The sequence below is a fragment of the Nocardioides donggukensis genome (assembly GCF_014842875.1).
Taxonomy (GTDB): Bacteria; Actinomycetota; Actinomycetes; order Propionibacteriales; family Nocardioidaceae; genus Nocardioides; species Nocardioides donggukensis.
Genome location: NZ_JACYXZ010000002.1, coordinates 723142 through 747482 on the forward strand (window position 1 = coordinate 723142; position 24341 = coordinate 747482).

Annotated in this window: 22 protein-coding genes; 10 read left to right on the forward strand and 12 right to left on the reverse strand. The window is 73.4% G+C overall.

All coding sequences use genetic code 11. The annotated features are described in order from the left end of the window. Nucleotides 1-176: 176 nt before the first annotated feature. Nucleotides 177-1205 carry a citrulline utilization hydrolase CtlX gene (gene ctlX / locus IE331_RS09735; protein WP_192142905.1) on the reverse strand — a complete coding sequence of 343 codons (1029 nt, stop codon included), beginning with the start codon at nucleotides 1203-1205 and terminating at the stop codon, nucleotides 177-179. A 91-nt stretch (nucleotides 1206-1296) separates the two neighbouring features. Between ctlX and IE331_RS09740 the strand changes: the two genes are divergently transcribed. The 3 genes from IE331_RS09740 to IE331_RS09750 all read left to right on the forward strand — a co-directional run bounded on the left by IE331_RS09740 (nucleotide 1297) and on the right by IE331_RS09750 (nucleotide 4711). Next, a complete protein-coding gene (locus IE331_RS09740; RefSeq protein WP_192142907.1) occupies nucleotides 1297-2286 on the forward strand; it encodes a 5'-3' exonuclease H3TH domain-containing protein in 990 nt (329 codons plus the stop codon). 90 nt (nucleotides 2287-2376) lie between these two features. Further along, on the forward strand, nucleotides 2377-3867 hold the full coding sequence (locus tag IE331_RS09745; protein WP_201931523.1) for an FAD-dependent monooxygenase: 1491 nt from the start codon (nucleotides 2377-2379) through the stop codon (nucleotides 3865-3867). A 7-nt stretch (nucleotides 3868-3874) separates the two neighbouring features. Beyond that, nucleotides 3875-4711 (forward strand): mechanosensitive ion channel family protein, encoded by an 837-nt coding sequence (locus IE331_RS09750; RefSeq protein ID WP_192142909.1) that lies wholly within the window; start codon nucleotides 3875-3877, stop codon nucleotides 4709-4711. Here the strand turns inward: IE331_RS09750 and IE331_RS09755 are convergent, their stop codons facing one another. Then, nucleotides 4712-5200 (reverse strand): Lrp/AsnC family transcriptional regulator, encoded by a 489-nt coding sequence (locus IE331_RS09755; protein WP_192142911.1) that lies wholly within the window; start codon nucleotides 5198-5200, stop codon nucleotides 4712-4714. It lies immediately after the preceding gene. Between the two features lie 113 nt (nucleotides 5201-5313). Here IE331_RS09755 and IE331_RS09760 point away from each other — a divergent pair, with 113 nt between their 5' ends. From IE331_RS09760 to IE331_RS09770, 3 genes are all read left to right on the forward strand, one after another. Beyond that, a complete protein-coding gene (locus tag IE331_RS09760) occupies nucleotides 5314-6552 on the forward strand; it encodes a trans-sulfuration enzyme family protein (RefSeq protein ID WP_192142913.1) in 1239 nt (412 codons plus the stop codon). A gap of 94 nt (nucleotides 6553-6646) precedes the next feature. Then, nucleotides 6647-7987: a choice-of-anchor B family protein gene (locus tag IE331_RS09765; RefSeq protein ID WP_192142915.1), complete on the forward strand. Its 1341-nt coding sequence runs from the start codon at nucleotides 6647-6649 to the stop codon at nucleotides 7985-7987. A 118-nt stretch (nucleotides 7988-8105) separates the two neighbouring features. Next, entirely contained in the window at nucleotides 8106-9647 is a 1542-nt protein-coding gene (locus IE331_RS09770) for an SDR family NAD(P)-dependent oxidoreductase (protein WP_192142917.1), read from the forward strand. Nucleotides 9648-9707: 60 nt separating this feature from the next. On the opposite strand, the gene IE331_RS09775 is transcribed toward IE331_RS09770, so the two are convergent. From IE331_RS09775 to IE331_RS09805, 7 genes are all read right to left on the reverse strand, one after another. Next, the gene (locus tag IE331_RS09775) at nucleotides 9708-11084 is read right to left on the reverse strand and encodes a PepSY-associated TM helix domain-containing protein (protein WP_192142919.1); all 1377 of its coding nucleotides are present in this window, start codon (nucleotides 11082-11084) and stop codon (nucleotides 9708-9710) included. A gap of 83 nt (nucleotides 11085-11167) precedes the next feature. Further along, nucleotides 11168-11845, reverse strand: coding sequence for a hypothetical protein (locus tag IE331_RS09780; RefSeq protein WP_192142921.1), 678 nt, complete (start codon nucleotides 11843-11845; stop codon nucleotides 11168-11170). A 23-nt stretch (nucleotides 11846-11868) separates the two neighbouring features. Next, entirely contained in the window at nucleotides 11869-12663 is a 795-nt protein-coding gene (locus IE331_RS09785; protein WP_192142923.1) for an isocitrate lyase/PEP mutase family protein, read from the reverse strand. 76 nt (nucleotides 12664-12739) lie between these two features. Beyond that, the gene (locus IE331_RS09790; protein ID WP_192142925.1) at nucleotides 12740-15727 is read right to left on the reverse strand and encodes a bifunctional [glutamine synthetase] adenylyltransferase/[glutamine synthetase]-adenylyl-L-tyrosine phosphorylase; all 2988 of its coding nucleotides are present in this window, start codon (nucleotides 15725-15727) and stop codon (nucleotides 12740-12742) included. Continuing rightward, nucleotides 15724-17034, reverse strand: coding sequence for a type 1 glutamine amidotransferase (locus IE331_RS09795; protein ID WP_192142927.1), 1311 nt, complete (start codon nucleotides 17032-17034; stop codon nucleotides 15724-15726). The genes IE331_RS09790 and IE331_RS09795 overlap by 4 nt, the downstream gene beginning before the upstream one ends. A 1-nt stretch (nucleotide 17035) precedes the next feature. Then, complete coding sequence (gene glnA / locus IE331_RS09800) at nucleotides 17036-18373, reverse strand: type I glutamate--ammonia ligase (RefSeq protein ID WP_192142929.1); 1338 nt, start codon at nucleotides 18371-18373, stop codon at nucleotides 17036-17038. Between the two features lie 44 nt (nucleotides 18374-18417). Then, nucleotides 18418-20532, reverse strand: a complete 2115-nt coding sequence (locus IE331_RS09805; RefSeq protein ID WP_192142931.1) for an NAD(+) synthase — start codon at nucleotides 20530-20532, stop codon at nucleotides 18418-18420. Between the two features lie 32 nt (nucleotides 20533-20564). On the opposite strand from IE331_RS09805, the gene IE331_RS09810 reads away from it, so the two are divergent. Together IE331_RS09810 and IE331_RS09815 are read left to right on the forward strand one after the other, a co-directional pair. After that, nucleotides 20565-20939: an antibiotic biosynthesis monooxygenase family protein gene (locus IE331_RS09810; RefSeq protein WP_192142933.1), complete on the forward strand. Its 375-nt coding sequence runs from the start codon at nucleotides 20565-20567 to the stop codon at nucleotides 20937-20939. Beyond that, nucleotides 20936-21226 (forward strand): hypothetical protein, encoded by a 291-nt coding sequence (locus IE331_RS09815; RefSeq protein WP_192142935.1) that lies wholly within the window; start codon nucleotides 20936-20938, stop codon nucleotides 21224-21226. Before IE331_RS09810 ends, IE331_RS09815 begins: the two co-directional genes overlap by 4 nt. Before the next feature lie 10 nt (nucleotides 21227-21236). Here the strand turns inward: IE331_RS09815 and IE331_RS09820 are convergent, their stop codons facing one another. Continuing rightward, nucleotides 21237-21605, reverse strand: coding sequence for a DUF4345 family protein (locus IE331_RS09820; protein ID WP_192142938.1), 369 nt, complete (start codon nucleotides 21603-21605; stop codon nucleotides 21237-21239). Between the two features lie 141 nt (nucleotides 21606-21746). Between IE331_RS09820 and panB the strand changes: the two genes are divergently transcribed. Both panB and IE331_RS09830 read left to right on the forward strand, forming a co-directional pair. Next, nucleotides 21747-22550 (forward strand): 3-methyl-2-oxobutanoate hydroxymethyltransferase, encoded by an 804-nt coding sequence (gene panB, locus IE331_RS09825; RefSeq protein WP_192142940.1) that lies wholly within the window; start codon nucleotides 21747-21749, stop codon nucleotides 22548-22550. 47 nt (nucleotides 22551-22597) lie between these two features. Further along, complete coding sequence (locus IE331_RS09830; RefSeq protein WP_192142942.1) at nucleotides 22598-23830, forward strand: PQQ-dependent sugar dehydrogenase; 1233 nt, start codon at nucleotides 22598-22600, stop codon at nucleotides 23828-23830. Nucleotides 23831-23837: 7 nt separating this feature from the next. Here IE331_RS09830 and IE331_RS09835 read toward each other — a convergent pair whose 3' ends face one another. Together IE331_RS09835 and IE331_RS09840 are read right to left on the reverse strand one after the other, a co-directional pair. After that, nucleotides 23838-24101: a hypothetical protein gene (locus IE331_RS09835; RefSeq protein ID WP_192142944.1), complete on the reverse strand. Its 264-nt coding sequence runs from the start codon at nucleotides 24099-24101 to the stop codon at nucleotides 23838-23840. Between the two features lie 42 nt (nucleotides 24102-24143). Then, a complete protein-coding gene (locus IE331_RS09840) occupies nucleotides 24144-24332 on the reverse strand; it encodes a hypothetical protein (protein WP_192142946.1) in 189 nt (62 codons plus the stop codon). Between the last annotated feature and the right edge of the window lie 9 nt (nucleotides 24333-24341).

Genomic DNA, 24341 nt, shown 5'->3' on the forward strand with positions numbered 1-24341 from the left:
CGCGACCCGCGCCCGGCGAGCGGGATCACGCGTGGCGATGCGATCGGGAGATGGCCATCGGATTCGGTCTGGTAGTCCATGGCGCACAGGCTGCGACACCCGGATCGGATCTCCAACGCACGCGAGGGCGGGCTGTGGACAGCGCCGATGACGGCGCGATCGGTGCCGCCCCGCGCTCAGTCGTCGCCGGCGACGTCCCGCCCGTCGGCGGTGTGCGGGTCGTCGTCGATCGCCCGCACGGCCGGCGTCCGCGGCGACTCGACACCCGTCGGGCGCCGGTCGAGGTGGACGCCAGCGATCATGCAGCGCACCGAGCCGCCCGCCAGCTCGATCGTCGGGATGTCGATGTCGACGACGTCGCAGGACTCCTCGATCACCGCCACCTGCTCCGGGTGCAGGCTCCGCCGGGCCCGCGTCGACATCGCCATGATGTGACGGCTGCGGCCCTCCGGCGTACGGCCGCGGAGCTCCACCGCGTTCCCCGCGAAGTCGCGGATCTGCTCCTCGGTGAGCTCCACGATCCGCCGGCCGTTGACGGTCAGCCGCTCCCGCACCGCGGCGCGGCGTACGGGGTCGGGGATCATGTCGAGGGCGATCATCGCGACGTCGGTGCCGATGCAGGCGATGACGTTGGTGTGGTAGACCGGCACGCCCGCGGAGTCGACGGCGTCGAAGGCCATCGGCTCGTAGCCGAAGTCGGTGCAGAAGCGCTCCAGGACGTTCGTGTCGGCGCGGTGGCTCAGCGCCGTGTAGGCGACCCGGGACACGTGGTCGAGCACCATCGCGCCGGTGCCCTCGAGGAAGATGCCGTCGGGCTCGAGCCCGGAGTAGTCGATGATCGTCTGCACCCGGTAGGACGACTTGAGCATCTCCAGCACGTCCGCGCGGCGCTCGTGACGCCGGTTGGAGGCGTACATCGGGTAGACCGCGACGTTGCCGCCGGCGTGCGTCGAGAGCCAGTTGTTCGGGAACACGCTGTCCGGCCGGGTGTGGTCCTCGTCGGCGAACACGTGCACCCGGACGCCGGCCTCGCGCAGGGCGTCGGCCACCGCATCCATCTCGGCCAGGGCCATGGCGGAGGTGACGTCGGCGGACTGTCCCTGCGGCGCATCGGCCTGGAAGGCGTTGTCGGCCGCGGTGTGCGGGTTCGGGACGAAGCGTCCGGCACGGATCAACACGACTGCGGAAGGGGCTTGAGCGCTCACGACGGGAATCTAGTCCAAGCCCCGGGTGCCCGGGAGCGGACCCCCGGACCCCACGACGACCGGTGCGGCGCGACGTAGGGTGGGGCTGCCCATGCCAGCCCCCGACTCCCCTCTGCTGCTCGTCGTCGACGCGCCCTCGCTGCTGCACCGCAACCACCACGCCCGGGTGGACTCCGGGCTGCGGGACGCCGGCGGGCGGCCGGCCTGGGCGCTGCACGGGATGCTGCGCCAGATCCTCGAGGTCATCGACCAGTTCGCCCCCGACGCCGTGCTGTTCGGGCTCGACGACCGCACCGCGTCGGTGCGGGCCGAGCGCTACCCCGCCTACAAGGCCGGTCGCGCCGCGAAGGACGCCGCGCTGATCGACCAGCTGGAGCGCGCGGGCGCGCTGCTCGACGCGCTCGGCCTGAGGACGCTGACCCCTCCGTCGCTGGAGGCCGACGACGTCAGCGCCTCCGCGGCGGCCTGGGCGGAGCGGCGCGGGTGGAACTGCGTGATCGTCACCTCCGACCGCGACTCGTTCGCCCACATCAGCGAGCGGACGCAGGTGCTCCGGCTGATCAACGGCGGGGTCAACGCCTCGCCGCTGCTCAACCCGGCCCGGCTGCGGGCGATGTACGGCATCGCCGCCGAGCACTACCTCGAGTACGCCGCCCTCCGCGGCGACGCCAGCGACAACCTCCCCGGCGTCCCGGGCATCGGGGAGAAGACGGCGCCGGTCCTGCTGGCCCAGATGGGCTCCATGCAGGCGGTGTGGGCCGACATCGACCACGACGCCGGCGCGACGCTGGTGGCCACCCTCGACTCCTACTGCGAGGAGGAGGGGCTGCGCCGCATCGGCGCCGGCCTGTTGAAACGGCTGGCCGACCCGGCCGCCAGGGAGCGGTTCGAGTTCAACCTCGCGATCATGTCCGGGCGCACCGACCTCGACCTCGGCCTCACCCCCGAGGTCCCGGGCACGCCCGGCCTGCTCCCCCTCGACCCGGACCGGGTCGCGCGGGTGGTCGGGCACCTCGGCGTACCGGCCACCACCGACCTCGCGCTGCGGGTGCTCACCGAGCCACCGGCCTCACAGACCTGATCCCGGTCGCTCACTGCCCCGCCACCTCGAACCTATCGCGTCGCGGGGGGCTTGCGGCAAGACCCCCGGGCGGCCCCAGACTCCAGGATCATGCCGAGGGGAAGCGGAGCCGAGATGCTGGACGTCGTCATCGCCGGAGCCGGGCCGACGGGGCTGATGCTGGCCGGGGAGCTGGCCCTGGCGGGGGTCGAGCCCACGGTCCTCGATCGGCGCCCCACGCCGGAGCTGGTGGGCTCCCGGGCCGGCGGGTTCCACTCCCGGACGATCGAGATCCTCGACCAGCGAGGCATCGCCGACCGGTTCCTCGCGGAGGGTCAGATCACCCAGACCACCCGGTTCGCGAGCACCACGCTGGACCTCGAGGCCTTCCCCACCCGGCATCCCTACGGTCTCGGGCTGTGGCAGAACCACATCGAGCGGATCCTGCTCGGCTGGGTCGAGGAGCTCGGGGTCACGATCCGGCGCGGGACCGAGGTCGCCGGCCTCGACCAGGACGACACCGGTGTCCACGTCCTGCTCGCCGGAGGAGGGTCGCTGCGCACCCGCTACCTGGTCGGGGCCGACGGCGGGCGCAGCGCCGTCCGGACCGCGGCAGGCATCGCCATGGTGGGAGCCGAGGCGACCCGGAGCAACCTGATCGCGGAGGTCGAGGTGACCGAGGAGACCCCGGTCGGCGTGCGCATCGACGACACCGGCATCCACGGGCTCCACGTGATGGAGGACGGGCGCACCGTGCGCGTGGTCGTGACCGAGCGGCAGCTCGGCCCGGCCACGGAGCCGACCCTGGCCGACCTCGGCCGGGCTCTGAGGGCGGTGTTCGGCACCGACTTCGGGATCCACAGCCCGACCTGGATCTCGAGGTTCACCGACGCCACCCGGCAGGCGACCGCCTACCGGCGCGGGCGGGTGCTCATCGCCGGCGACGCCGCGCACGTCCACAGCCCCGCAGGCGGGCAGGGCATCGGCCTCGGGGTGCAGGACGCGGTGAACCTCGGGTGGAAGCTGGCCCAGGTGGTCCGGGGGGTCTCCCCCGACGACCTGCTCGACACCTACCACGCCGAACGGCACCCGGTCGGGGCGCGCGTGCTCAAGCACACGATGGTGCAGTCCGCCACCCAGGGCGGCGACGCCCGGAGCGAGGCGCTGCGGGACACGCTCGACGAGCTGCTGGCCTTCGACGGGCCGAGGACGGCGTTCACCGGCCTCCTCTCCGGTCTCGATGTCGCGTACGACGTCGGCCCGGGGCACCCGCTGCTCGGGCGCAGGGTGCCCGACCTCGACCTGGACACCGCCGACGGCCCGCGGCGGGCCTACGACCTCCTCCACGAGGCCCGGCCCGTGCTGCTCGACCTGGGTCCCGGAGGCCTCGACCTCGGCGGGTGGGCGGATCGGGTGCGGCACGTCGCCGCCGGCTGCCCCGGGCCGTGGGAGCTGCCCGGGGTCGGGGCCGTCGTGGCGCCCCATGCCGTCCTGGTCCGGCCGGACGGGCACGTCGCGTGGGTGGGTGACGGCTCGCCGACGGGTCTCCCGGAGGCGCTCACGAGGTGGTTCGGCGAGCCGGTTTCCGGGCGCAGGGGATGATGGGCCGGTGAGCGACGACGTGAGCCTGACCCAGGTGCTCCTGGCCCTCGGTGTGTTCGCCGGGGGCATCGCCGTCGCCGCGATGCTCCGGGTCCTCCTGGTGCGCCTGCTCGACCGCGGGGACGCCGACCGGTACGCCGGCAAGCTGGTCGGGCGCTTCGTGGGCCTCGTCGTCGTCATGATCGGTGCCGTCTACGCGCTGGGGCTCGTGGGCATCCGGGTGGGTCCCCTGCTGGGCGCCCTGGGCGTGGGTGGGATCGCCCTGGCCTTCGCGGCGCAGGACATCCTGCAGAACTTCGTCGCCGGGGTCCTGCTCCAGGTGCGCCGCCCGTTCCGCGTCGGCGACCAGATCCGGAGCGGGGAGTTCGACGGGGTCATCCGCGACGTCAACCTGCGCACGGTGGAGCTGACCACCTACGACGGGCTGACCGTCTACCTGCCCAACGCCGAGGTCCTGAAGGCGCCGATCGTCAACTACACGCGCACCCCCAACAGTCGGACCTCCCTGACCGTCGGCGTCGCCTACGACACCGACCTCCGGCAGGCCCGGGAGACCCTGCAGGAGGCCTGCGCCTCGGCCGAGGGCGTCCGGGAGGATCCTCCGCCGGAGGTCTGGGTCGAGGAGTTCGCGGACTCCAGCATCAACCTGGCCGTCCGCTACTGGCACCGCGCCGACATCGCCAGCATGTGGCGGGTGCGCAGCGCGGTGGCGATGGCGGTCAAGGAGGCCCTCGACCGGGCCGAGATCACCATCCCGTTCCCGCAGAGCACCCTGTGGTTCGGTCCTGGCTCCACCACCCTGCACGTCCGGCAGCCCCAGGACGGCGCGGACCCCGAGGCCTGATCAGGAGCCCGGCAGCACGCCGGCACCGTCGCGCAGCTCGAAGACCAGCTGGGTCTCGGTCTGCCGGACGACGCGGTGCACGGTCACGTGGCTGAGCACGAAGTCGCGCAGCGCCTCGGGGGTGTCGACCGCGACGTGCAGGTGGAAGTCGTCCTCCCCCGCGACGTGGAAGGCCTGGATGACACCGGGCGCCTCGGCCAGGGCGGCGTACAGCTTGTCCACGTGCGCCCGGTTGTGGCTGCCGAGCCGGACCTTGATGAAGGCCTGGATCGGGTACCCCAGCGCGGGCAGGCTCAGCCGGACGCTGGTGCCGGTGATGACGCCCCGGTCGCGCAGGGCGCGCACCCGGTAGGCGCAGGTGGACTCGGCCAGCCCGAGCCGGGTCGAGAGCGCCTTGTTGGTGAGCCGGCCGTCGGCGGCCAGGGCCCGCAGGATCCGGAGGTCGACGTCGTCCAGGTCGGCCGGCTCGACGCGTTGGGTTTTCGGCAACGGGACTCCCGCTTCCACGCTCGTGGTTGTGGTCTTCGGCCAGTTCACCACATCTGATTGCTGATTCGACAGCACAACTGGTGGATTCCTGCGCCATCCCCCAGCCTAGCGTCATGAGCACCCTTGGCCTGCGCCCCGACTCCGTCGCCGTCCACAGTGGCCGCGAGGACCTCAAGGAGCTCGGCGTGCACGCGCTGCCGATCGACCTGTCCTCGACGAACCCGCTGCCCGACATCGAGTCCGGCGGCGACTCCTACGAGTCGATGGCGACCGGTGGCTACCCGGTGCCCGAGGGCGGGTCGGTCTACTCCCGCCTCTGGAACCCCACCGTCGCCCGGTTCGAGACGGCGCTCGCCGAGCTCGAGCACGCCAGCACCGCGGTCGCCTTCTCCTCCGGCATGGCGGCCATGACCGCCGCGGTCCTGGCCAGCACCGCCTTCTCGCAGCGGCGGCACGTCGTCGCGGTCCGCCCCCTGTACGGCGGCACCGACCACCTCCTCGACTCCGGTCTCCTGGGCGTGGAGGTGACCTTCTGCGACGAGCAGGACGTCGCCCGCTCGATCCGTCCGGACACCGCGCTGGTGATCCTCGAGACCCCGGCGAACCCCACCCTCGACCTGGTCGACATCCGCGGCGTGGTCGCCCAGGCCGGCGACGTGCCCGTGCTGGTCGACAACACGTTCGCCACCCCGATCCTGCAGAACCCGGTCACCCTGGGTGCCGCGATGTCGCTGCACAGCGCCACGAAGTACCTCGGCGGCCACGGCGACGTCACCGCGGGCGTCATCGCCTGCGGCGAGGAGACCGCCTCGGCGCTGCGCCGGGTCCGGGCCGTGACCGGCGGCCTGCTGCACCCGATGGGCGCCTACCTGCTGCACCGCGGTCTCACCACGCTGCCGATCCGAGTCCGGGCCCAGCAGGCCTCGGCCCGGCAGGTCGCCGGCTGGCTGGCCGGGCACCCGGCCGTCAAGCGGGTCCACTACCCCGGCAGCGAGGGCGACCCGCGGTCGCTGCTCCAGCACCAGATGCGGGGCTCCGGCGCGATGGTCGCGGCCACCCTGCGGGGCGGGTACGACGCGGCGCACCGGCTGACCACGTCCGTGGACCTGTTCACGCACGCCGTCTCCCTCGGCGGGGTCGACTCGCTGGTGCAGCACCCGGCCGCGCTCACCCACCGACCCGTCGCGCCCGAGGCCCGGCCCTCGGCGAGCCTGGTGCGCTTCTCGATCGGCCTGGAGGATCCCGAGGACCTGATCGCCGACCTCGACCGGGCCCTGGTCTCCCACCCGGGCCAGCAGGCTCTGCGTTCGGCAGGCTCCGGGCTCCGGGAAGCTGCGGACCGCAGGGCCTGAGCCGACCCGTACCCCTTGCCACCTCGGGCGGCTTGGGGTTTGGATGAGTCCCGGCCCGCAACAGCGGGTCGATCGACTATCTCGGGAGTCACAGATGCGCCTGCGCACGATCACCGCTGCCACGGCCGCCGTCATCCTCGGCGCCGCCGGCACGCTCGCCACCAGCAGTCCCGGAAGCGCCCACCCGGATCACGACGGGACCGGCAAGGAGGCCGGGTTCGACCTGGTCGTGGAGGATCCCAGCCCGGCCGGCGTACCCATGCAGCGGATGTCGGACATCCGTTGCGAGGACGACATGGCCGGGATCTTCCCCTGCCACAAGACGGACCTGAAGTCCTTCGTGCCGCTCACCGAGTTCGACTCGGTGTGGGCCAACGACGTCTGGGGGTGGACCGACCCGCAGACCGGTCGTGAGTACGCGCTGGTCGGCCTCTTCGAGGGCACCGGCTTCGTCGACGTCACCAACCCCTCGGACCCGACCGTGCTCGGCGTGCTGCCGACGCACACCGCCGTCGGCAGTGGCGGCGTCTGGCGCGACATCAAGGTCTACCGCGACCACGCCTACATCGTCAGCGAGAACGCCGGCCACGGCATGCAGGTCTTCGACCTGACCCGGCTCCGCGGCGCCACCGAGCGGCAGACCTGGACCGAGGACAACTGGCTGGGCGGCTTCGGCCAGGTGCACAACCTGGCCGTCAACGAGGACTCCGGGATGGCCTACGTCGTCGGCGCCCGACGGGACACGACCGCCTGCCCCGGCGTGAACGGCGGCCCGATCCTCATCGACCTCGACGACCCGGCGAACCCGGAGGTGGCGGGCTGCTACGGCGGCGACGGCTACACCCACGACATCCAGTGCGTGACCTACCACGGCCCAGACAGCGACTACACCGGGCGTGAGATCTGCAGCGCCTCCAACGAGGACACCGTCACCGTGCTGGACGCCACCGACCCGACCGACGTCCGGATGATCGCGCGGGTGCCCTACGACACCGCGTCCTACACCCACCAGGGCTGGTTCACCGAGGACCACGCCTACTTCCTCATGGGTGACGAGCTCGACGAGCTCCGGGGCACCGTCGAGGAGACCACGACGTACATCTTCGACATGAAGGACCTCGACGACCCGCAGCTGACCGGCACCGGCAGCAGCGGCTTGGACTCGATCGACCACAACATCTTCATCAAGGACAAGGTCGTCTACGAGTCCAACTACACCAGCGGGCTGCGGATGTTCGACTCCTACAAGCTCGACCAGGGCCGGATGAAGCAGATCGGCTGGTTCGACAGCTACCCGCAGGACGACGAGACGAAGTTCGCGGGCACCTGGAGCAACTACCCCTACTTCGACTCCGGCAACGTCGTGATGACGGGCACCGAGGAGGGGCTGTTCGTGGTGCGGCCGCGGGTGAAGTCGTCCGCGCCTCGCCGCTGACACGCTGACCCACGACGGGGCGTCAGTCTCTACGTTCTGCAGGATTCCTGACCTCAGAACCTGCAGAACGTAGAGACTCGCCCGTCCGCGCCACGATCGCGGGCCCTACCATTCCCCGGTGACCACCACCGACGCCGCAGCCGGGCCCGCAGGTGACCCCGCGGCCGACCCCGCGCCGGGGACCAACCAGCGCATCGACCCCGACGACCTGGCGACCACCGTCCGGGTCCTCCGCCAGCTCCACCACCTGCCCGACGGGCACGCCGACGTCCGGACGGTCAAGCACGCCGCGTCGCACATGTACAAGGCGCTCAAGCGGGAGCGTCGCACCCGCAAGCGAGAGGCCGAGCTGGCCGCCGACCGGGCGGTCACCGAGGCCACGGCGACCGGGTCCCCGATGCGGATCGACGACGAGACCCGGGGCATCCCGCTCACCTCAACCGCGCCGGGTGCCTTCGCCGGGGAGCTGATCAACCCGCGCGGCTGCTACATCTGCAAGCACGACTACACGCTCGTGGACGCGTTCTACCACTGGCTGTGCCCGTCCTGCGCGGCCTTCTCGCACGCCAAGCGCGACCAGCGCACCGACCTCACCGGCCGGCGGGCGCTGCTCACCGGCGGCCGCGCCAAGATCGGCATGTACATCGCTCTGCGGCTGCTGCGCGACGGCGCCCACACCACGATCACGACCCGGTTCCCCAAGGACGCGGTGCGCCGCTTCGCCGCCCTCGAGGACTCCTCGGACTGGCTGCACCGGCTGCGGATCGTCGGCATCGACCTGCGGGACCCGACCCAGGTGCTGTCACTGGCCGACGAGGTCGCGGCGGCCGGTCCCCTCGACATCCTCATCAACAACGCCGCCCAGACCGTACGCCGCTCCCCCGGCGCCTACGGTCGGCTGGCCGACCTCGAGGCCGCGCCGCTCCCGACCGGGGTCGCCCTGCCCGAGATGATCACCTTCGACCGGATCAGCGAGGCGCACCCCGCGGCGCTGGCCGGGACGCTGCGGCGTCAGCAGGTCGCGCACCACGACGGGGAGTCGGTGGCCGACGCCCTGGCCGCGCACGACGCCGCCACCCTGTCCACGCTCCCCCTGGCCGCCGGCGGGGCCAGTCTGGCCGCCCACCTGGACGGCTCCGCGGTGGACGCCGGCGGGCTGCTCCCCGACCTGGCCCGCGAGAACTCGTGGACGCAGAAGGTCGAGGACGTCGACCCGCTGGAGCTGCTCGAGGTGCAGCTGTGCAACGCCACCGCGCCGTTCCTGCTGATCTCCCGGCTGCGTCCGGCGATGCGCGCGGCGCAGGCCCGGCGCCGGTACGTCGTCAACGTCTCCGCGATGGAGGGGCAGTTCTCGCGCACCTACAAGGGGCCGGGGCACCCGCACACGAACATGGCGAAGGCCGCGCTGAACATGCTGACCCGGACCAGTGCCGGCGAGATGCTGGAGACCGACGGGATCCTCATGACCGCGGTCGACACCGGGTGGATCACCGACGAGCGGCCGCACCAGGAGAAGCTCCGGATCGCCGCGGAGGGCTGGCACGCACCGCTGGACCTGGTCGACGGCGCGGCCCGGGTCTACGACCCGATCGTGCGCGGCGAGGCCGGCGAGGACCTGCACGGCTGCTTCCTCAAGGACTTCGCGCCCAGCCCCTGGTGACCGCGTCCCTGGTGACCACCCTCGGTGGTGACCCGGGCGCGGGCCACCACCGAGGTCCGCTCAGGCGGCGTTGAGTCGCTCGGAAAGCCACGGGACACGGCGCACGACCAGCAGGTCGAGGGCCAGGACCAGCGCCAGCGAGAGCCCGAAGAACGGCAGCAGCACCCCGAGCACGACCAGCCCGCCGAGCAGGACCGGTGAGGACCGCACCGGCATCCGGCCCCGCGGCGCGCCCACCGAGCCCGCAGGTCGGCGGCGCCACCACATGGTCAGGCCGCTCACGCAACTGGTGATGACGGCGACGCACATGAGCGCCGCGCCCCAGAAGGACCACAGGCCCAGGCTGCGGCCCTCGTGCAGCCCGATCCCCTGGGAGACCACCTTCGCCAGCACCGGGTAGTCGGAGAAGCCGTACGACGAGACCACGTCGCCGCCGAACCGGTCCACGTGCACGGTGCGCTCCTGCGAGGGGGCGTCGAAGGCGTAGCCGATGACCGAGAACACTCCGTCGTCGGCCTCGGGCAGGGCGACGGTGACCGGGTGCCGCAGGCCCTCCCGATCAGCGACGGCCACCGCGGTGTCGACGTTCGCCCTGGAGCCGTCCCCGGCCGACTCACCGGACGCCGAGCCCCGACCGCCGGGCACCTCGCTCTTGCCCATCCCCCACGGCACCTCCCGGGCGTGGCTGTGCGGCAACGACTCGTCGAGGGTGCTGGTCGGGTCGGAGATCGCACCGGGGTCGGTGCTCCACAACGAGCCTCCACGGTCGGTCGCCAACTGTTGGGCCTGGGCTCCCCAGAAGCCGGTCCACGGAAGCCCCGAGACCAGCAGCAGGAGCAGGCCGAGTCCGACCACCGAGCCCACGGCCGCGTGCCTGGACCGCAGCCGGGCGCCGGGCGCGCGGCTCCGACGCCGTGCCGCCCGCCCCTTGAAGAACAGGAAGTAGCCGGTGAGCGCCATGACGATCGCCCAGCACGCGGCCAGCTCGATCAGCCGGTCGCCCCACACTCCCGACATCAGGTCCGCGTGCAGCCGCACCGCGGTCCCGGACAGCGTGGTGTCCGGATCCAGGCTGCCGAGGACGTCCGCGCGCCACGGGTCGACGTACACGTCGTGGCCGGAGCCGTCCGCGCGGACGACGGAGAACCGGGTGCTCTCGTCCGGGCCGCCGGGCTCGGTCATGGCCACGACGGTGCTGTCGGGGAGCTCGCGCTCCACCGCGGCCTGCTGGACGGCGTACGGCTGGGTGATGTCGACGTCCGCGGGCTGGTCGACCCGCAGGAGGTCTGCGTGCATCAGGGGCTCGAGCTGGAAGCGGAACAGGTAGATCAGGCCGGTGGTCGCCAGCACCAGCAGGACGGGGACGACGAGGAACGCGGCGTAGAAGTGCCAGCGCCAGAATGCCCGGAACCACCCGGGCCGTGCAGAGGTGGACATGTCTCTCCTCGGAGGATGCAGGATCGCCACCGCACGCGGGCACGCCGGAGCGGCCGCGGAGGCGGCGGAGGGAACGGATGCGATCAGCCGAGGCGAGCCGGGGGCCCGCGGCGTACGACGCTGCGCGCCAGCGTCGGGAGGTGCGGTGAGGAGGGGACCGAGCCTGGGTCGGGCACTGGTGCCGGTCGGGATCCCGGCGGCGCCACGAGCCCGAGTCGCGGGACGAGGGCGCGCACCGCGAGCGCCAGGAGAGTGCACAGGGCGCGCTCGCCGATGGCCAGCCACAGTCCGACGACCACCGCGGCCGCCAGGTGGGCCGCCATCATGGAGGTGTTCTGGGTCAGGTCGGCGGCGAGGTGTCGCACGGACGCCGGCACCACGAGCTCGGCGTCCACCTGCGGCCGACTGTCGAGGTAGTGGTCGTGGAACGAGCCGCCTGACGCGGGCGGGGACGGCGTCGGGTGCACCGGCACGGGGCGGGCCGCGACCGGCCCGTCGCCGGCGTGCCCGGCGGACATGGTCAGTGCCGCGTGGACGAGTGTCTGCCCGCCCACCGTGAGGGCCACGACCCGCGCCGCCGAGGCGGGGGCACCCAGGAGGGAGGCGGCGCCGAGGAGGCACAGCAGGAAGAGGGCCACCAGGGACCCGACACCCGGGAGCAGCCCGTCGGCCTGCACGTGCCCGGTGAGCCCGGCGAACATCGCCACCGAGGCCAACGCCGCGGCCCGCGGCCAGCGCCACGCCGTCACCGATGCCCCCACGCCCGAGATCCTCTCAGAACAGCTCAGTTGAGCACCCGCATGGTGGGCGGCACTCCCCCGCCCCGCTGGACCTCCTCGACCAGCTCCTGGAGCGCGGTCAGCGCGACGTTCTGCGACATCGGGCCGAACGAGACCCGGGCGACGCCGAGCTCCTCGAGCCGGGCGAGGGGCGGGGTGCCGGGGATCGCGATCGTCGTCAGCCGCTGCGGGCCGAACGCGTCGACCAGCGTCGTGACCTGCTGCTCGTCGAGCCGGGCCGGCACGAACACGACGGGGGCACCGGCGTCGAGGAACGCCCGGCCCCGCTCGACCGCGTCGGCGAGCACCTCCGCCTTGTCCCGGCCGCGCCCGAGGGCGAAGGCATCGGTGCGGGCGTTGAGCACGAAGTCCGGGACGCCCTCCGCCTCCGCGGCGCGCATGATCGCCTCCACCTGCGCCGCTGCCTCGGCGACCGGCTTCATCTGGTCCTCGATGTTGGCGCCCACGACACCCAGCCCGATCGCCCGGCGCACGGTCTCGGCGGCGTCGCCGTAGCCGCCCTCGAGGTCGGCGGAGACCGGCAGGTCGGTGCTCGCCACGATCCGCCCGACCGCCTCGAGCATGAGGTCGACCGGGATCCGCTCGCCGTCCTCGTAGCCGAGCGACGAGGCGATCGAGTGGCTGGCCGTGGCGAGGGCACGGGTGCCGTCGACGGCGGCCACCACCTCGGCGCTGATCACGTCCCAGACGTTGACCACGCTCAGCAGAGCCGGGTCCCGGTGCAGCCGGAGCAGCTCCGTGGCCCGGGCCGGCGTACCGTCTGCGGTTTCCTGCACCATCGGTCCTCCTGTGGGGCGATCGGGCATCGGGCCCGTTCCACGCGTGTGGCGACTGTAGCCGCCGAGGTGCGACGGTTCAGTCCCAGAAGACGCGGTCCACGACCGTGCGCGCCCGCCGGGTGGTGCGCAGGTAGTCGTTGACCATGGCCTCGCTCCGACCCGGCGGGTAGCCGAGCACCGCGGCGACGCCGGCCCTCTCCGCGGGGTCGCTGGGCACCTGGTCGGCCTGCTTGCCGCGCACCAGCGTCACCGCGTTCCGCACGGCGCTGACCAGCCGCCAGGCGCGCTGGAGCACCTCGCCGTCCGCCTCGGAGACCAGACCCGCCTCGTGGGCTGCCCGGAGGGCCTCCAGCGTGCGCGGGGTGCGCAGCCCCTCGTGCTCCCCGGCGTGCTGCATCTGCAGGAGCTGGACGGTCCACTCGATGTCGGCCAGGCCGCCCCGACCCAGCTTGAGATGGGTGTTCGGATCCGCCCCGCGCGGCAGCCGCTCGTCGTCCACGCGGGCCTTGATCCGGCGCACCTCGATCACGTCGTCCGAGCTGATCCCGCCCTCCGGGAACCTCAGCGGGTCGATCAGCTCGGTGAACCGCCGCCTCAGGTCGGGGTCCCCGACGACGGCGTCGGCGCGCAGCAGCGCCTGGAACTCCCACACCCGGGACCACTTGGCGTAGTAGGCGGCGTAGGACTCCAGGCTGCGCACCAGGGGACCCTGCTTGCCCTCCGGCCGCAGGTCGGCGTCCACCTCCAACGGCGGGTCGGACGCCGGCGCGCTGAGCAGCCGGCGCATCTCGTTGGCCACGGCCTGCGCGTAGCCGGCCGCCGCCTGCGGCTCGACGTCCGGGAGCGGGTCGTGGACGAACATGACGTCGGCGTCGGAGCCGTAGGACAGCTCGAAGCCGCCGTACCGGCCCATCGCGACCAGCGCCATCCGGGTGGGCGGCTCGGACAGCGACCGCTGCTCGCCCACGGAGGCACCCACCACCGCCAGCGTGGCCTCCAGGGTGGCGTCGGTCAGGTTGGACAGGCCGGCGCCGACGGCGACCACGTCGAGGTCGCCGGCCAGGTCCCCCGCCGAGATCCGGACCAGCTCCCGGCGGCGGACCGCGCGGATCGCCCGCACCTGCTCCTCCAGCGACTCCTTGCGGCGTGCCGAGGCGAGCATCTCGGTGGTCAGGGCGTCGGAGGTGAGCGGTCGCAGGTCGCCGCCGAGCAGCTTGACCCCGTCCGGCTCGCGCTCGAGCAGCGCGGTGGTGTAGCGCGAGGTGGCGAGGATCTGCGCCAGCCGCTGGGCGACCTCGCCCTCGTCGCGCAGCAGCCGGAGGTACCACGTCGTCGAGCCCAGGGCCTCGCTGATCCGCCGGAAGCCGAACAGCCCGGCGTCCGGGTCCGGTGCGTCGGCGAACCACTCGAGCATGACCGGCAGCAGGGTCCGCTGGATCGAGGCGGTCCGGGAGACGCCGCTGGTCATCGCCTCCAGGTGCCGGAGCGCGGCGGCCGGGTCCTCGTAGCCGAGTGCGTGCAGCCGGGCCTTGGCGGCGTCGGTGGAGAGCCGCACCCCCTCCCCCGGGATCTTCGCGACCGCGCTGAGCAGGGGGCGGTAGAACAGCTTCTCGTGCAGCCGGCGGACCTCGCGGCGGTGGTGCCGCCAGGCCCGGTCCAGCTCGGCGACCGGGTCCTTGAGATAGCCCAGCGACCGGCCGAGGCGGCGCAGCGACGCGTCGTCCTCGGGTACGACGTGGGTGCGGCGCAGCTGGTAGAGCTGGATCCGGTGCTCCAGCGTCCGGAGGAACACGTAGGCCTCGTGCATGGCCTGCCCGTCCTCGCGTCCGACGTACCCGCCCCTGGTGAGCTCGGCGAGCGCGCTGAGCGTCGTGGCGACCCGGATCCGCTCGTCGCCGCGGCCGTGCACGAGCTGCAGGAGCTGCACGGCGAACTCGACGTCGCGGAGGCCGCCGGAGCCGAGCTTGAGCTGGCGCTCGGCCTCGTGGGTGGGGATGTGGTCCAGGACCCGCCGGCGCATCGCCTGGACCCCCTCCACGAAGCCGTCCCGGCCGGCGACCGACCACACCATCGGCTCCACCATCCGGGCGTACTCCCGGCCGAGGTCCGGGTCACCGGCCACCGGGCGGGCCTTCAGCAGCGCCTGGAACTCCCAGGTGCTCGCCCACCGCTCGTAGTAGCCGCGGTGGCTGGCCAGCGTGCGCACCAGCGGGCCGGCCTTGCCCTCAGGACGCAGGGCCGCGTCGACCGGCCAGATCGTGCCCTCGGCGGTCTGGTCCGAGCAGACCTGCATGAGGTACGACGCGAGCTGGGTCGCCACCCGGGTGGCGCCGTTCTCGGTGGCGCCCTCGGCGGGCTCGTGCACGAAGATCACGTCGACGTCGCTGATGTAGTTCAGCTCGTGGCCGCCGCACTTGCCCATCGCGATGACCGCCAGCCTGGCCTGTGCGGCGGCCTCCCCGACGTGGGCGCGGGCCACGGCGAGCGCGGCGTCGAGGGTGCCGGCCGCCAGGTCGGAGATCTCGGCCGCGATGTCGTCCAGACCCACGTGGTGGGCGAGGTCGCGGGCCGCCATCCGGAGCAGGATCCGGCGGTACTCCACCCGCAGCGCGTCCTTGGCCTCCCGGTCCGGGACGGTGGCCACGGGCGCGTCGGCGTCGGGATCGGCACCGACCGCGCGCAGCAGGCAGGCCCGCACGGCGTAGGCGGCCGGGCGGGTGGAGCCCAGGTCGGGGTCGGTCAGCTCGCGCCACTGCTCGGGGTGCCGGTGCAGGTGGTCGGTGAGGGCGACGCTGGCGCCGAGCACCGACAGCAGCCGCATCGCGGTGCCCTCGTCGTCGACGATCTCGGCGAGCACCGCTCGGCCGTCGGCGCCGAGCGCCTCGACCAGCCCGACCAGCCCGGCCAACGCCTGGTCGGGGTCGGCCGTGCGACCCAGGATCGCGGTGACCGGGGCGGTGTCGAGGTCGAGCTCGGCGAGCCGGGCGGCGGCGGTGGCCGGGTCCTGGAAGCCCAGCCCGAGCAGGGCGGTGCGGCTGGTCGGCCGCCCGGAGGCCCGGCTCACCGCGCTGCTCCCGCCAGTGCGGCGAACGCGAGCGCCATCGGCCGCCAGGCGTCGGCGAGCTCGTCGGCCGCGGCCTCGAGCCGGGCCAGCTCGCCGTCCTGGTCGATCCCCCGCTCCAGGTGGTCGTCGCGGTCCCCGTCGGCCCAGGACTGGACCAGGGCGCGGTCGACCTCCGGGTGCATCTGGATGCCCCAGGCCCGCGCCGCGTAGCGCACCACCTGGGGCTCGTGCTCGGGGGTCCGGGCGAGCAGCACGGCCCCGGCCGGCAGCTCGGTGACGATGTCGCTGTTCCAGTGCAGGCCACGTCGGGGCGGCACGATCCCGCCGACGAGCTCGTCGTCCGCGGCCTCGGGCAGCCAGCCGACGTCGAGCAGCCCGACCTGCTGGCCCCGGGGGTTCGCCCGCACCTGCCCGCCCAGCGCGGCCGCGACGACCTGGTGGCCCAGGCAGACCCCGAGCGTGGGCACCTCCGCGGCGACCGCCTCCCGGACCAGCTGCCTGAGCGGGCCGAGCCAGGACACCTCCCGGTCGTCGTTCGCGCCCATCGAGCCGCCGAGCACCAGCAGCGCGTCGTACGGCGCGAGGTCGGGCAGGGCGTCTCCGGCATAGGGACGACACACCTCGAGCGTGCAGCCGGCCTCCTCCAGCCACCGCCCCAGGTGGGCCGGCGGGCAGGCCGCCTCGTGCTCGACCACCAGCACCCGCGGACCCCCGGCCGGAGCGGCCCGGGCCAGGTGGACGAGGGCCGCGACGCAGGCGAGGGTGACGGTGACGGCCGGGACCAGCGCCCCCCAGCCGGCACGCGGGTCCTCGACCGGGGTGACCAGGCCGAGCCGCCAGGCCTCGGCGAGCCCCGCCAGCCCGGGGTACACCAGCAGCACGACGGCGAGTGCTGCCAGGCCGATCCGGACCTCCGGCCGCGGGGTGGGGCCGCGGTCCGCCCCCCAGGGTGCCGGTGAGAGGCTCAGCAGCCCCAGCCCGGCGCCGACCAGCACGGTCGGCAGGGTGAGGAACTCACCGCCCACGACCCCGGACCAGGCGGCGCTGGTCACGAGCAGCGCGAGCGCGGTGAGCGCCGCGCCGATGCGGGCGGAGGCGTAGTCCAGCAGGCGCGCCGCGAGGGTCGGCACCGCGGTGCCGATCACGGCGACCACGCTCAGCGAGGCCCGGAGCGCGACGTCGGTGTCGACCAGGGCTCCGGGGCGCTCGCCGTGCGCGCGCAGGTCGAGGAGCAGGAACAGCCACAGGGCGCCGCTCCCCACGGCCGCCCACAGGAGTGCCTCGGTGCCGGCACGGAGGGTTCGCATCTCAGAGCACGGGCAGCATCCGGTCCCGCTCGAACGGCGAGACCTGGCCGCGGTACTCCTCCCACTCCGCGTGCTTGTTGCGGAGGAAGAAGTCGTAGACGTGCTCGCCCAGCGTCTCCGCCAGCAGCTCGGAGTTCTCGGCGATGTCGATGGCGTCGTGCAGGCTCTTGGGGAGTGGCTGGATGCCCAGGCTCCGGCGCTCCCGCTCGTTGAGCGACCAGACGTCGTCCTCGGCCTCGCGGGGGAGCTGGTAGTCCTCCTCGATGCCCTTCATCCCGGCGGCCAGCGTGACCGCGAACGCGAGGTAGGGGTTGCACGCGGCGTCGATCGTGCGCAGCTCGACGCGCGTGGACTGGCCCTTGTTGGGCTTGTACATCGGGACCCGGATCATCGCCGACCGGTTGTTGTGGCCCCAGCTGATGTACGACGGCGCCTCGCCCCCGCCGATCAGCCGCTTGTAGCTGTTCACCCACTGGTTGGTGACGCAGGTGATCTCGCTGGCGTGCCGCAGGACGCCGGCGATGAACTGCCGCCCGGTCCGGCTGAGCTGGTACTCCGCGCCCGCCTCGAAGAACGCGTTCTGGTCCCCCTCGAACAGCGAGACGTGGGTGTGCATGCCCGACCCGGGGTGGGTGGTGAACGGCTTGGGCATGAAGCTCGCCCAGATGCCCTGGTTCAGCGCCACCTCCCGGATCACCGTGCGGAAGGTCATGATGTTGTCGGCGGTGCTCAGCGCGTCGGCGTACCGCAGGTCGATCTCCTGCTGGCCGGGACCGGCCTCGTGGTGGCTGAACTCGACCGAGATCCCCATCGACTCCAGCATCGCGATCGCCTCGCGACGGAAGTCCGCGCCCTGCGACTGCGCGGTGTGGTCGAAGTAGCCGCTGCGGTCGACCGGGACCGGGTCGTCGCCGGCGTTCGGGGTGTCCTTGAACAGGTAGAACTCGATCTCGGGGTGGGTGTAGAAGGTGAAGCCCTTGTCGGCGGCGGCCGAGAGCGTCCGCTTGAGGACGTAGCGCGGGTCGGCGTAGGACGGGCTGCCGTCGGGCATGACGATGTCGCAGAACATCCGGGCCGTGGAGGGCCCCTCGCCGCGCCACGGGAGGATCTGGAACGTCGCCGGGTCGGGCCGGGCGAGCATGTCCGCCTCGTGCACCCGGGCGAAGCCCTCGATGGCCGAGCCGTCGAAGCCGATCCCCTCGTCGAAGGCGCCCTCGAGCTCCGCCGGGGCGACCGCGACCGACTTGAGGAACCCGAGCACGTCGGTGAACCAGAGCCGGACGAACCGGACGTCACGCTCCTCGAGAGCGCGGAGAACGAAGTCTTCCTGCTTGCCCATGGGCCCCACTATGGACCATCGGCGGGCACCGGTCCGCGACCGACTCAGCCCTCGGGCGCAGGCCCCGGCTGGTCGGGGACGTTCTCGATCTCGGCCAGCCAGGCGGCAGCGCCGGCGTCCGAGGGCATCCGCCAGTCGCCGCGCGGCGACATGGTCCCGCCGGCGCTGACCTTGGGCCCGTTCGGCAGCGCCGAGCGCTTGAACTGGCTGGCGAAGAACCGGCGGGTGAACACCTGGAGCCAGTGCCGGATCGTGGGCAGGTCGTAGGCCACCCGCCGGTCCCGGTCGAAGCCGGGCGGCCAGGCCCCGGCGGCGGCGTCCCGCCAGGCGTGCCAGGCCAGGAACGCGATCCGGCTGGGCCGGCGGCCGTGCCGGATCACCTGGTGCAGCGTGAAGTCCTGCAGCGCGTAGGGCCCGACGGCGTCCTCGGTCGCCTGTGGGCGGTCGCCGTCCTCGGTGGGCACCAGCTCCGGGGTGATCTCCTGGTCCAGGATCTCCTGCAGCACCTCCTCGGCGTCGCCGCCGAGGCCCTCGCTGGAGATCACCCACCGGATCAGGTGCTGGATCAGGGTCTTGGGCACCCCGGCGTTGACGTTGTAGTGCGACATCTGGTCGCCCACGCCGTAGGTGCACCAGCCCAGCGCGAGCTCGGAGAGGTCGCCGGTGCCGAGCACGATCCCGCGGCGGTGGTTGGCGAGCCGGAAGAGGTAGTCGGTGCGCAGGCCGGCCTGGACGTTCTCGAACGTGACGTCGTAGACGGGCTCGCCGTCGGCGTAGGGGTGGTCGAGGTCGTCGAGCATCCGGCGCGCGGCGGGCCGGATGTCGATCTCCTCGAAGGTGACGCCGAGCGCCTTGGCCAGCCGGGTGGCGTAGGACTTCGTGGTCTCACCGGTCGCGAAGCCCGGCAGGGTGAATGCGTGGATGTCGCTGCGCGGCCGACCCAGCCGGTCCATGGTGCGGGCCGCGACGATCAGCGCGTGCGTCGAGTCCAGTCCGCCGGAGACGCCGACCACGACCTTGGGCTGGCCGATGGCGTGCAGCCGCTGCTCGAGTCCCGCGACCTGGATGTGGTAGGCCTCGTAGCAGTCCAGCGCCAGCCGCTCGGGGTCGTCGGGCACGAACGGGAACCGGTCGACCTTGCGCCGCAGCCCGAGGTCGCCGCCGGGTGGGTCGAGCGTGAACGGCACCGTCCGGAACCCCCCGTCAGCCGGTCGAGCGACCGTGTCCGGTGGTCGAGCAGGTCGCGCAGCGACCGTGTCGAGACCCGTCCCCCGCCGGTTGTCGTCGAAGGTCCCCTGCCGCAGCCGCTCCTGCCGGATCCGGTCCAGGTCCACGTCGGCCACGCTGCGCCGCGGACCCTCGGGGAAGCGCTCGGACTCGGCGAGCAGCTCGCCCACCTCGTAGACCATCGTCTGGCCGTCCCACGACAGGTCCGTGGTCGACTCGCCCTGGCCGGCGGCGGCGTACAGGTACGCCGCGAGGCAGCGCATGCTGGCACTGCGCACCAGCAGCCGGCGGTCCTCGGCCCGGGCCACCGTGATCGGGCTGCCGGAGAGGTTCGCCAGCACGGTGGCCCCGGCGAGTGCGGCCTCGGCGCTGGGCGGCACCGGCACCCACATGTCCTCGCACACCTCGACGTGCAGTCGCAGTCCCGGCACGTCGGAGGCCGCGAAGACCAGGTCCGGGCCGAGCGGTACGTCGTGCTGCCCGGCCAGGTCGATGAGGCTCCCCCGCCGGTCGTCCCCGGGGGCGAACCAGCGGCGCTCGTAGAACTCCCGGTAGGTCGGCAGGTAGGACTTCGGGGCCACGCCGAGCACCCGCCCGCGATGGATCACCACCGCACAGTTCAGGAGCCGGGTGCCGTGCACGAGCGGGGCACCGACGACCAGCACCGGGAGCAGGTCGGTCGAGGCGGCCACGATCTCGGCGATCGCCTGCTCGACCGACTCCAGCAGCGTGTCCTGCAGGAACAGGTCGTCGATGGAGTAGCCGCTGAGCACAAGCTCGGGGAAGACCGCGACCGCCACGCCCTCCTCGTGACAGGCCCGGGCCTCGGCGAGCACCGCGGCCGCGTTGCGGGGCGGGTCCGCGATCGCGACGGGCACCGTGCAGGCGGCGACCCGGGCGTAGCCCTGGGCGTAGGCCGAGTAGAAGTCCACGTCCCGAGTCTAGGGCCCGGCACACTGGTCGCATGAGCATCGCCGAGACCCCGGAGCCGCCGTACACCGCCGTGATCTTCACCTCGGTGCGCAGCGACCGGGACGAGGGATACGACCAGACGGCGGCGCGGATGTTCGCCCTGGCCGCCCGGCAGCCCGGCTACCTCGGCGTGGAGAGCGCGCACGACCCGCTCGGGATCACCGTGTCCTACTGGGTCGACGCCGCGGCCGCGGCCGCGTGGAAGCGGGTCGCCGAGCACCTGGTCGCCCAGCGTCGCGGTCGGGATGCCTGGTACGCCGACTACCGGGTGCGGGTCTGCACGGTCGGGCGTGACTACGGCCGCCGCGGTCCGCCGCCCGGCGACCCCGGTTCGGAGGCGCCGGGGATGGGTACGGTCCGGCCATGAGCCACGACGACAAGCCACAGGGCCCCACCGACCCGCACGGCCCGGGCGGGCTGGACGCCCCGGCACCGCCCGGTGGGCCGCAGCGCACCGACGACGCCCCCGCCGCGGCGCCGACGCCCGGCACCCCCGCCCCGGACCCGGGCCCGGAGACGACCCGGGTCACCCGACCCGAGGGCACCGACCAGCCGCCGGCCCCCACCGAGGACCCGGAGGCACAGCAGGGTGCGTCCGAGCGGGAGGCCCAGCAGCGCAACGCGGGCACCGCCGGCGAGCAGCCGTCGACCTGACCGGGTCGGCTCAGTCGGAGCACCGCCGCCGCAGGCCCGCGGCACCGGCGAACAGCGCCACGGCCAGGGCCGTCTCCACTCCGAGGAAGAGCTTGGTGACGGCACCCGGAGGCTCGGCCTCGATCGCCACCGAGGCGAGTCGACCGGCCGCCATCCCCGCGCTCAGCACGCCCATGGGGAGGGCGGTCCGCGACGGCGCCGCCACCAGGCTGGCGGCGATCGCGAGCGGCAGCCCGCCGTACACGGACCGGATCTCGGTGCGCGCGTCGACGGTGTCGGCCGAGCCCCCGAACAGCACCGGCACCAGCTCCGGCCGGACGATCGCGACCGCCCCGATCACGGCGTAGGTGGCGGCGGCCTTGTCGATCAGGGAGCTCATGACCGCATTCTGCCCGGGATCGGTCCCCCGCGGCACCCGCGGCGTGAGCGGCGCCACAGCCGCACCACCCCTCCGCGGGGCTAGCCTGAGTCGAGGTCCGGGGACTCCGCGAGGAGCCACGAGAGCGACGAGGAGACACCGATGAGCGAGATCAAGCGGATCCGCACCCAGCACCTGCGCGAGATGAAGGAGCGCGGTGAGCGGTTCACGATGCTCACCGCCTACGATATGTACACCGCGGCCACGTTCGACGAGGCCGGCATCGAGGTGCTGCTGGTCGGCGACTCGGCCTCCAACAACGTCTACGGCAACGAGACCTCGCTGCCGGTCACGGTCGACGAGCTGCTCCCGCTGACCCGGGCCGTGGCCCGCTCCGTCACCCGCGCGCTGGTCGTGGGCGACCTGCCGTTCGGCTCCTACCAGGCCTCCCCCGAGCAGGCCTTCCACACCGCGGTGCGGTTCATGAAGGAGGCCGGCGCCCACTGCGTGAAGCTCGAGGGCGGACGCGAGATGGTCCCCCAGATCGAGCTGATGGCGCAGGGTGGCATCCCGGTGATGGCGCACATCGGCTTCACCCCGCAGAGCGAGCACAGCCTCGGCGGCTACCGGGTCCAGGGCCGCGGCGAGGCCGCCGCGAGGATCCTCGCCGACGCGAAGGCGGTCGAGGCCGCCGGCGCGTTCGCGGTGGTCATGGAGATGGTCCCCGGCGACGTGGCGGCCGAGGTCACCGAGGAGCTGACCATCCCCACGATCGGGATCGGTGCCGGCAACCGCTGCGACGGGCAGGTGCTGGTCTGGCAGGACGCGTTCGGCCTGCGCACCGGGCGGATGGCGACGTTCGTCAAGCAGTACGCCGACCTGCACGGCGTCCTGCTCGACGCGGCCCGGGCCTACGCCGACGACGTCCGCGGTGGCACGTTCCCCGGACCCGAGCACACCTTCTGAGGGCGGCGTCCGGCCTGTCGCGGCGCGGTCGCGACGTACGCTGTCCCATGCGCAGTCTCGTGGCAGTCGCCCTCGTCGTCCTGACCGCCGGCCTCCTGGCCCCCGCCGGATCGGCCCCCTCCGAGGCCGCGCCCCCCGAAGCCGCGCCCCGCGAAGTGGCGACCACGACGCGGGAGGCGGCGGCCTCCGCGCAGGTCGCGGCCCGCGCGCCCGCGCTGCGGGTCACCTCGCTCGCCACGGGGCTGGCCGTGCCGTGGGACGTCCAGCCGATCGGCACCGGGGAGTTCCTCATCACCGAGCGCAGCACCCGACGGCTGTACCGGGTCCGGAACGGCCGCCGCACCCGCGTCCGGTTCCCCAGCGGCTCCGTCTGGGCGGCCGGCGAGACCGGGCTGATGTCGCTCGAGGTGGACCCGAGGTTCCGCGAGAACCGGCGCTTCTACACCTGCCAGGGCGGCTACCGCGCCGGTGGCGGCAACGACGTCCGCGTGGTCGCCTGGCGGCTCGGCGACGCGGGCGCCCGGGCCCGCAGGATCGAGGTGCTGCGCGCGGGGATCCGGGCCGGCACCGGCCGGCACGGCGGCTGCCGTCTGCTGATCACCCGCGGCGGTGCGCTGCTCGTCGGCACCGGCGACGCCGCGGTCGGCACCACGCCGCGCGACCGGACCTCGCTGGCGGGCAAGGTGCTGCGGCTGAACCGGATGACCGGCAGGCCGCACCCGAACAATCCCCTCATCGACGCCGAGAGCCGCAGAAGCCGGTTCGTGCTCACCTACGGGCACCGCAACGTGCAGGGCCTGGCTCAGCGCAAGGACGGCAGCCTGTGGTCCGTCGAGCACGGTCCGGACCGCAACGACGAGGTCAACCTGCTCAAGCCCGGCGGCGACTACGGGTGGCACCCGGTCCCCGAGGGCGGCGGAGCCGGCTACAACGAGTCGGTGCCCATGACCGACCACGAGCTCCCGGGCCGGCAGCGCCGGGCCCGGTGGCGGAGCGGGTCCCCGACGATCGCGACCTCGGGCGCCGCCTGGGTCAGGGGCGAGGAGTGGGGCAGGCTCGACGGACGCCTCGCCGTCGCCGCCCTGAAGCGGCAGCGGATCGTGTTCATGAAGTTCGACCCGCGCGGCCGCCTGGTCTCCACGGTGGCCCCGCGGGCGCTGCGCGGGATAGCCCGGCTCCGGTCGGTCACCCGGGCGCCGAACGGGAGCCTGCTGGTCACCACCTCCGACAGCACCGACGGCAGGCGGGTCGACCGGGTCCTGCGGGTCACGCCCCGCTGAGCCGAGGTCAGCTCGACCAGCCGAACGCCGCGGCTCCCCCGGTGACCAGGCCGAACCAGAGCACGGTCGCCACCACGGGGACCGCCGCGACCCGGGTCGGGTGCGGGGTCCACCACCGGCAGGCGGCCACGAACTGGACCAGCCACAGGGCCATGAGCAGCAGCACCGCCCACCAGGGGACGACCAGGCCGGAGGCGGCGTACAGGAAGAAGGTCGCGGCCATGCCCGCCATGCCCACGAACGGCCACGGCGAGGTGGCGTTGCGGTTCACCACGGGCTCACCACGGCCGCTCCGGCGACCCCATGCCCGACCTCAGTCCTCGAGCGCGTCGTCGTTCCAGGCCGGGTCGTTGTCCCACGCCTCGTTGCGCTCCTCGACCGTCTGCAGGGCGCGGGCCGCCTCGGCCTCGGTCGGGTAGGGACCGAGCCGGTCCGCGTTGCGGCAGCCGTGCTCGCCCTCGACCCGGTGGTGCTCGAGGCAGAACCAGTACTCGTCGCTCATGAGGCTGAA

Excerpts from the sequence above, each read along its gene's own strand:
- IE331_RS09740 (WP_192142907.1), top strand. The coding sequence starts at position 1,297 with ATGCCAGCCCCCGACTCCCCTCTGCTGCTCGTCGTCGACGCGCCCTCG.
- IE331_RS09745 (WP_201931523.1), top strand. The coding sequence starts at position 2,377 with ATGCCGAGGGGAAGCGGAGCCGAGATGCTGGACGTCGTCATCGCCGGA.
- IE331_RS09760 (WP_192142913.1), top strand. The coding sequence starts at position 5,314 with ATGAGCACCCTTGGCCTGCGCCCCGACTCCGTCGCCGTCCACAGTGGC.
- IE331_RS09765 (WP_192142915.1), top strand. The coding sequence starts at position 6,647 with ATGCGCCTGCGCACGATCACCGCTGCCACGGCCGCCGTCATCCTCGGC.
- IE331_RS09775 (WP_192142919.1), bottom strand. The coding sequence starts at position 11,084 with ATGTCCACCTCTGCACGGCCCGGGTGGTTCCGGGCATTCTGGCGCTGG.
- IE331_RS09785 (WP_192142923.1), bottom strand. The coding sequence starts at position 12,663 with ATGGTGCAGGAAACCGCAGACGGTACGCCGGCCCGGGCCACGGAGCTG.
- IE331_RS09795 (WP_192142927.1), bottom strand. The coding sequence starts at position 17,034 with ATGCGAACCCTCCGTGCCGGCACCGAGGCACTCCTGTGGGCGGCCGTG.
- glnA (WP_192142929.1), bottom strand. The coding sequence starts at position 18,373 with ATGGGCAAGCAGGAAGACTTCGTTCTCCGCGCTCTCGAGGAGCGTGAC.
- IE331_RS09810 (WP_192142933.1), top strand. The coding sequence starts at position 20,565 with ATGAGCATCGCCGAGACCCCGGAGCCGCCGTACACCGCCGTGATCTTC.
- IE331_RS09815 (WP_192142935.1), top strand. The coding sequence starts at position 20,936 with ATGAGCCACGACGACAAGCCACAGGGCCCCACCGACCCGCACGGCCCG.
- IE331_RS09820 (WP_192142938.1), bottom strand. The coding sequence starts at position 21,605 with ATGAGCTCCCTGATCGACAAGGCCGCCGCCACCTACGCCGTGATCGGG.
- panB (WP_192142940.1), top strand. The coding sequence starts at position 21,747 with ATGAGCGAGATCAAGCGGATCCGCACCCAGCACCTGCGCGAGATGAAG.
- IE331_RS09830 (WP_192142942.1), top strand. The coding sequence starts at position 22,598 with ATGCGCAGTCTCGTGGCAGTCGCCCTCGTCGTCCTGACCGCCGGCCTC.
- IE331_RS09840 (WP_192142946.1), bottom strand. The coding sequence starts at position 24,332 with ATGAGCGACGAGTACTGGTTCTGCCTCGAGCACCACCGGGTCGAGGGC.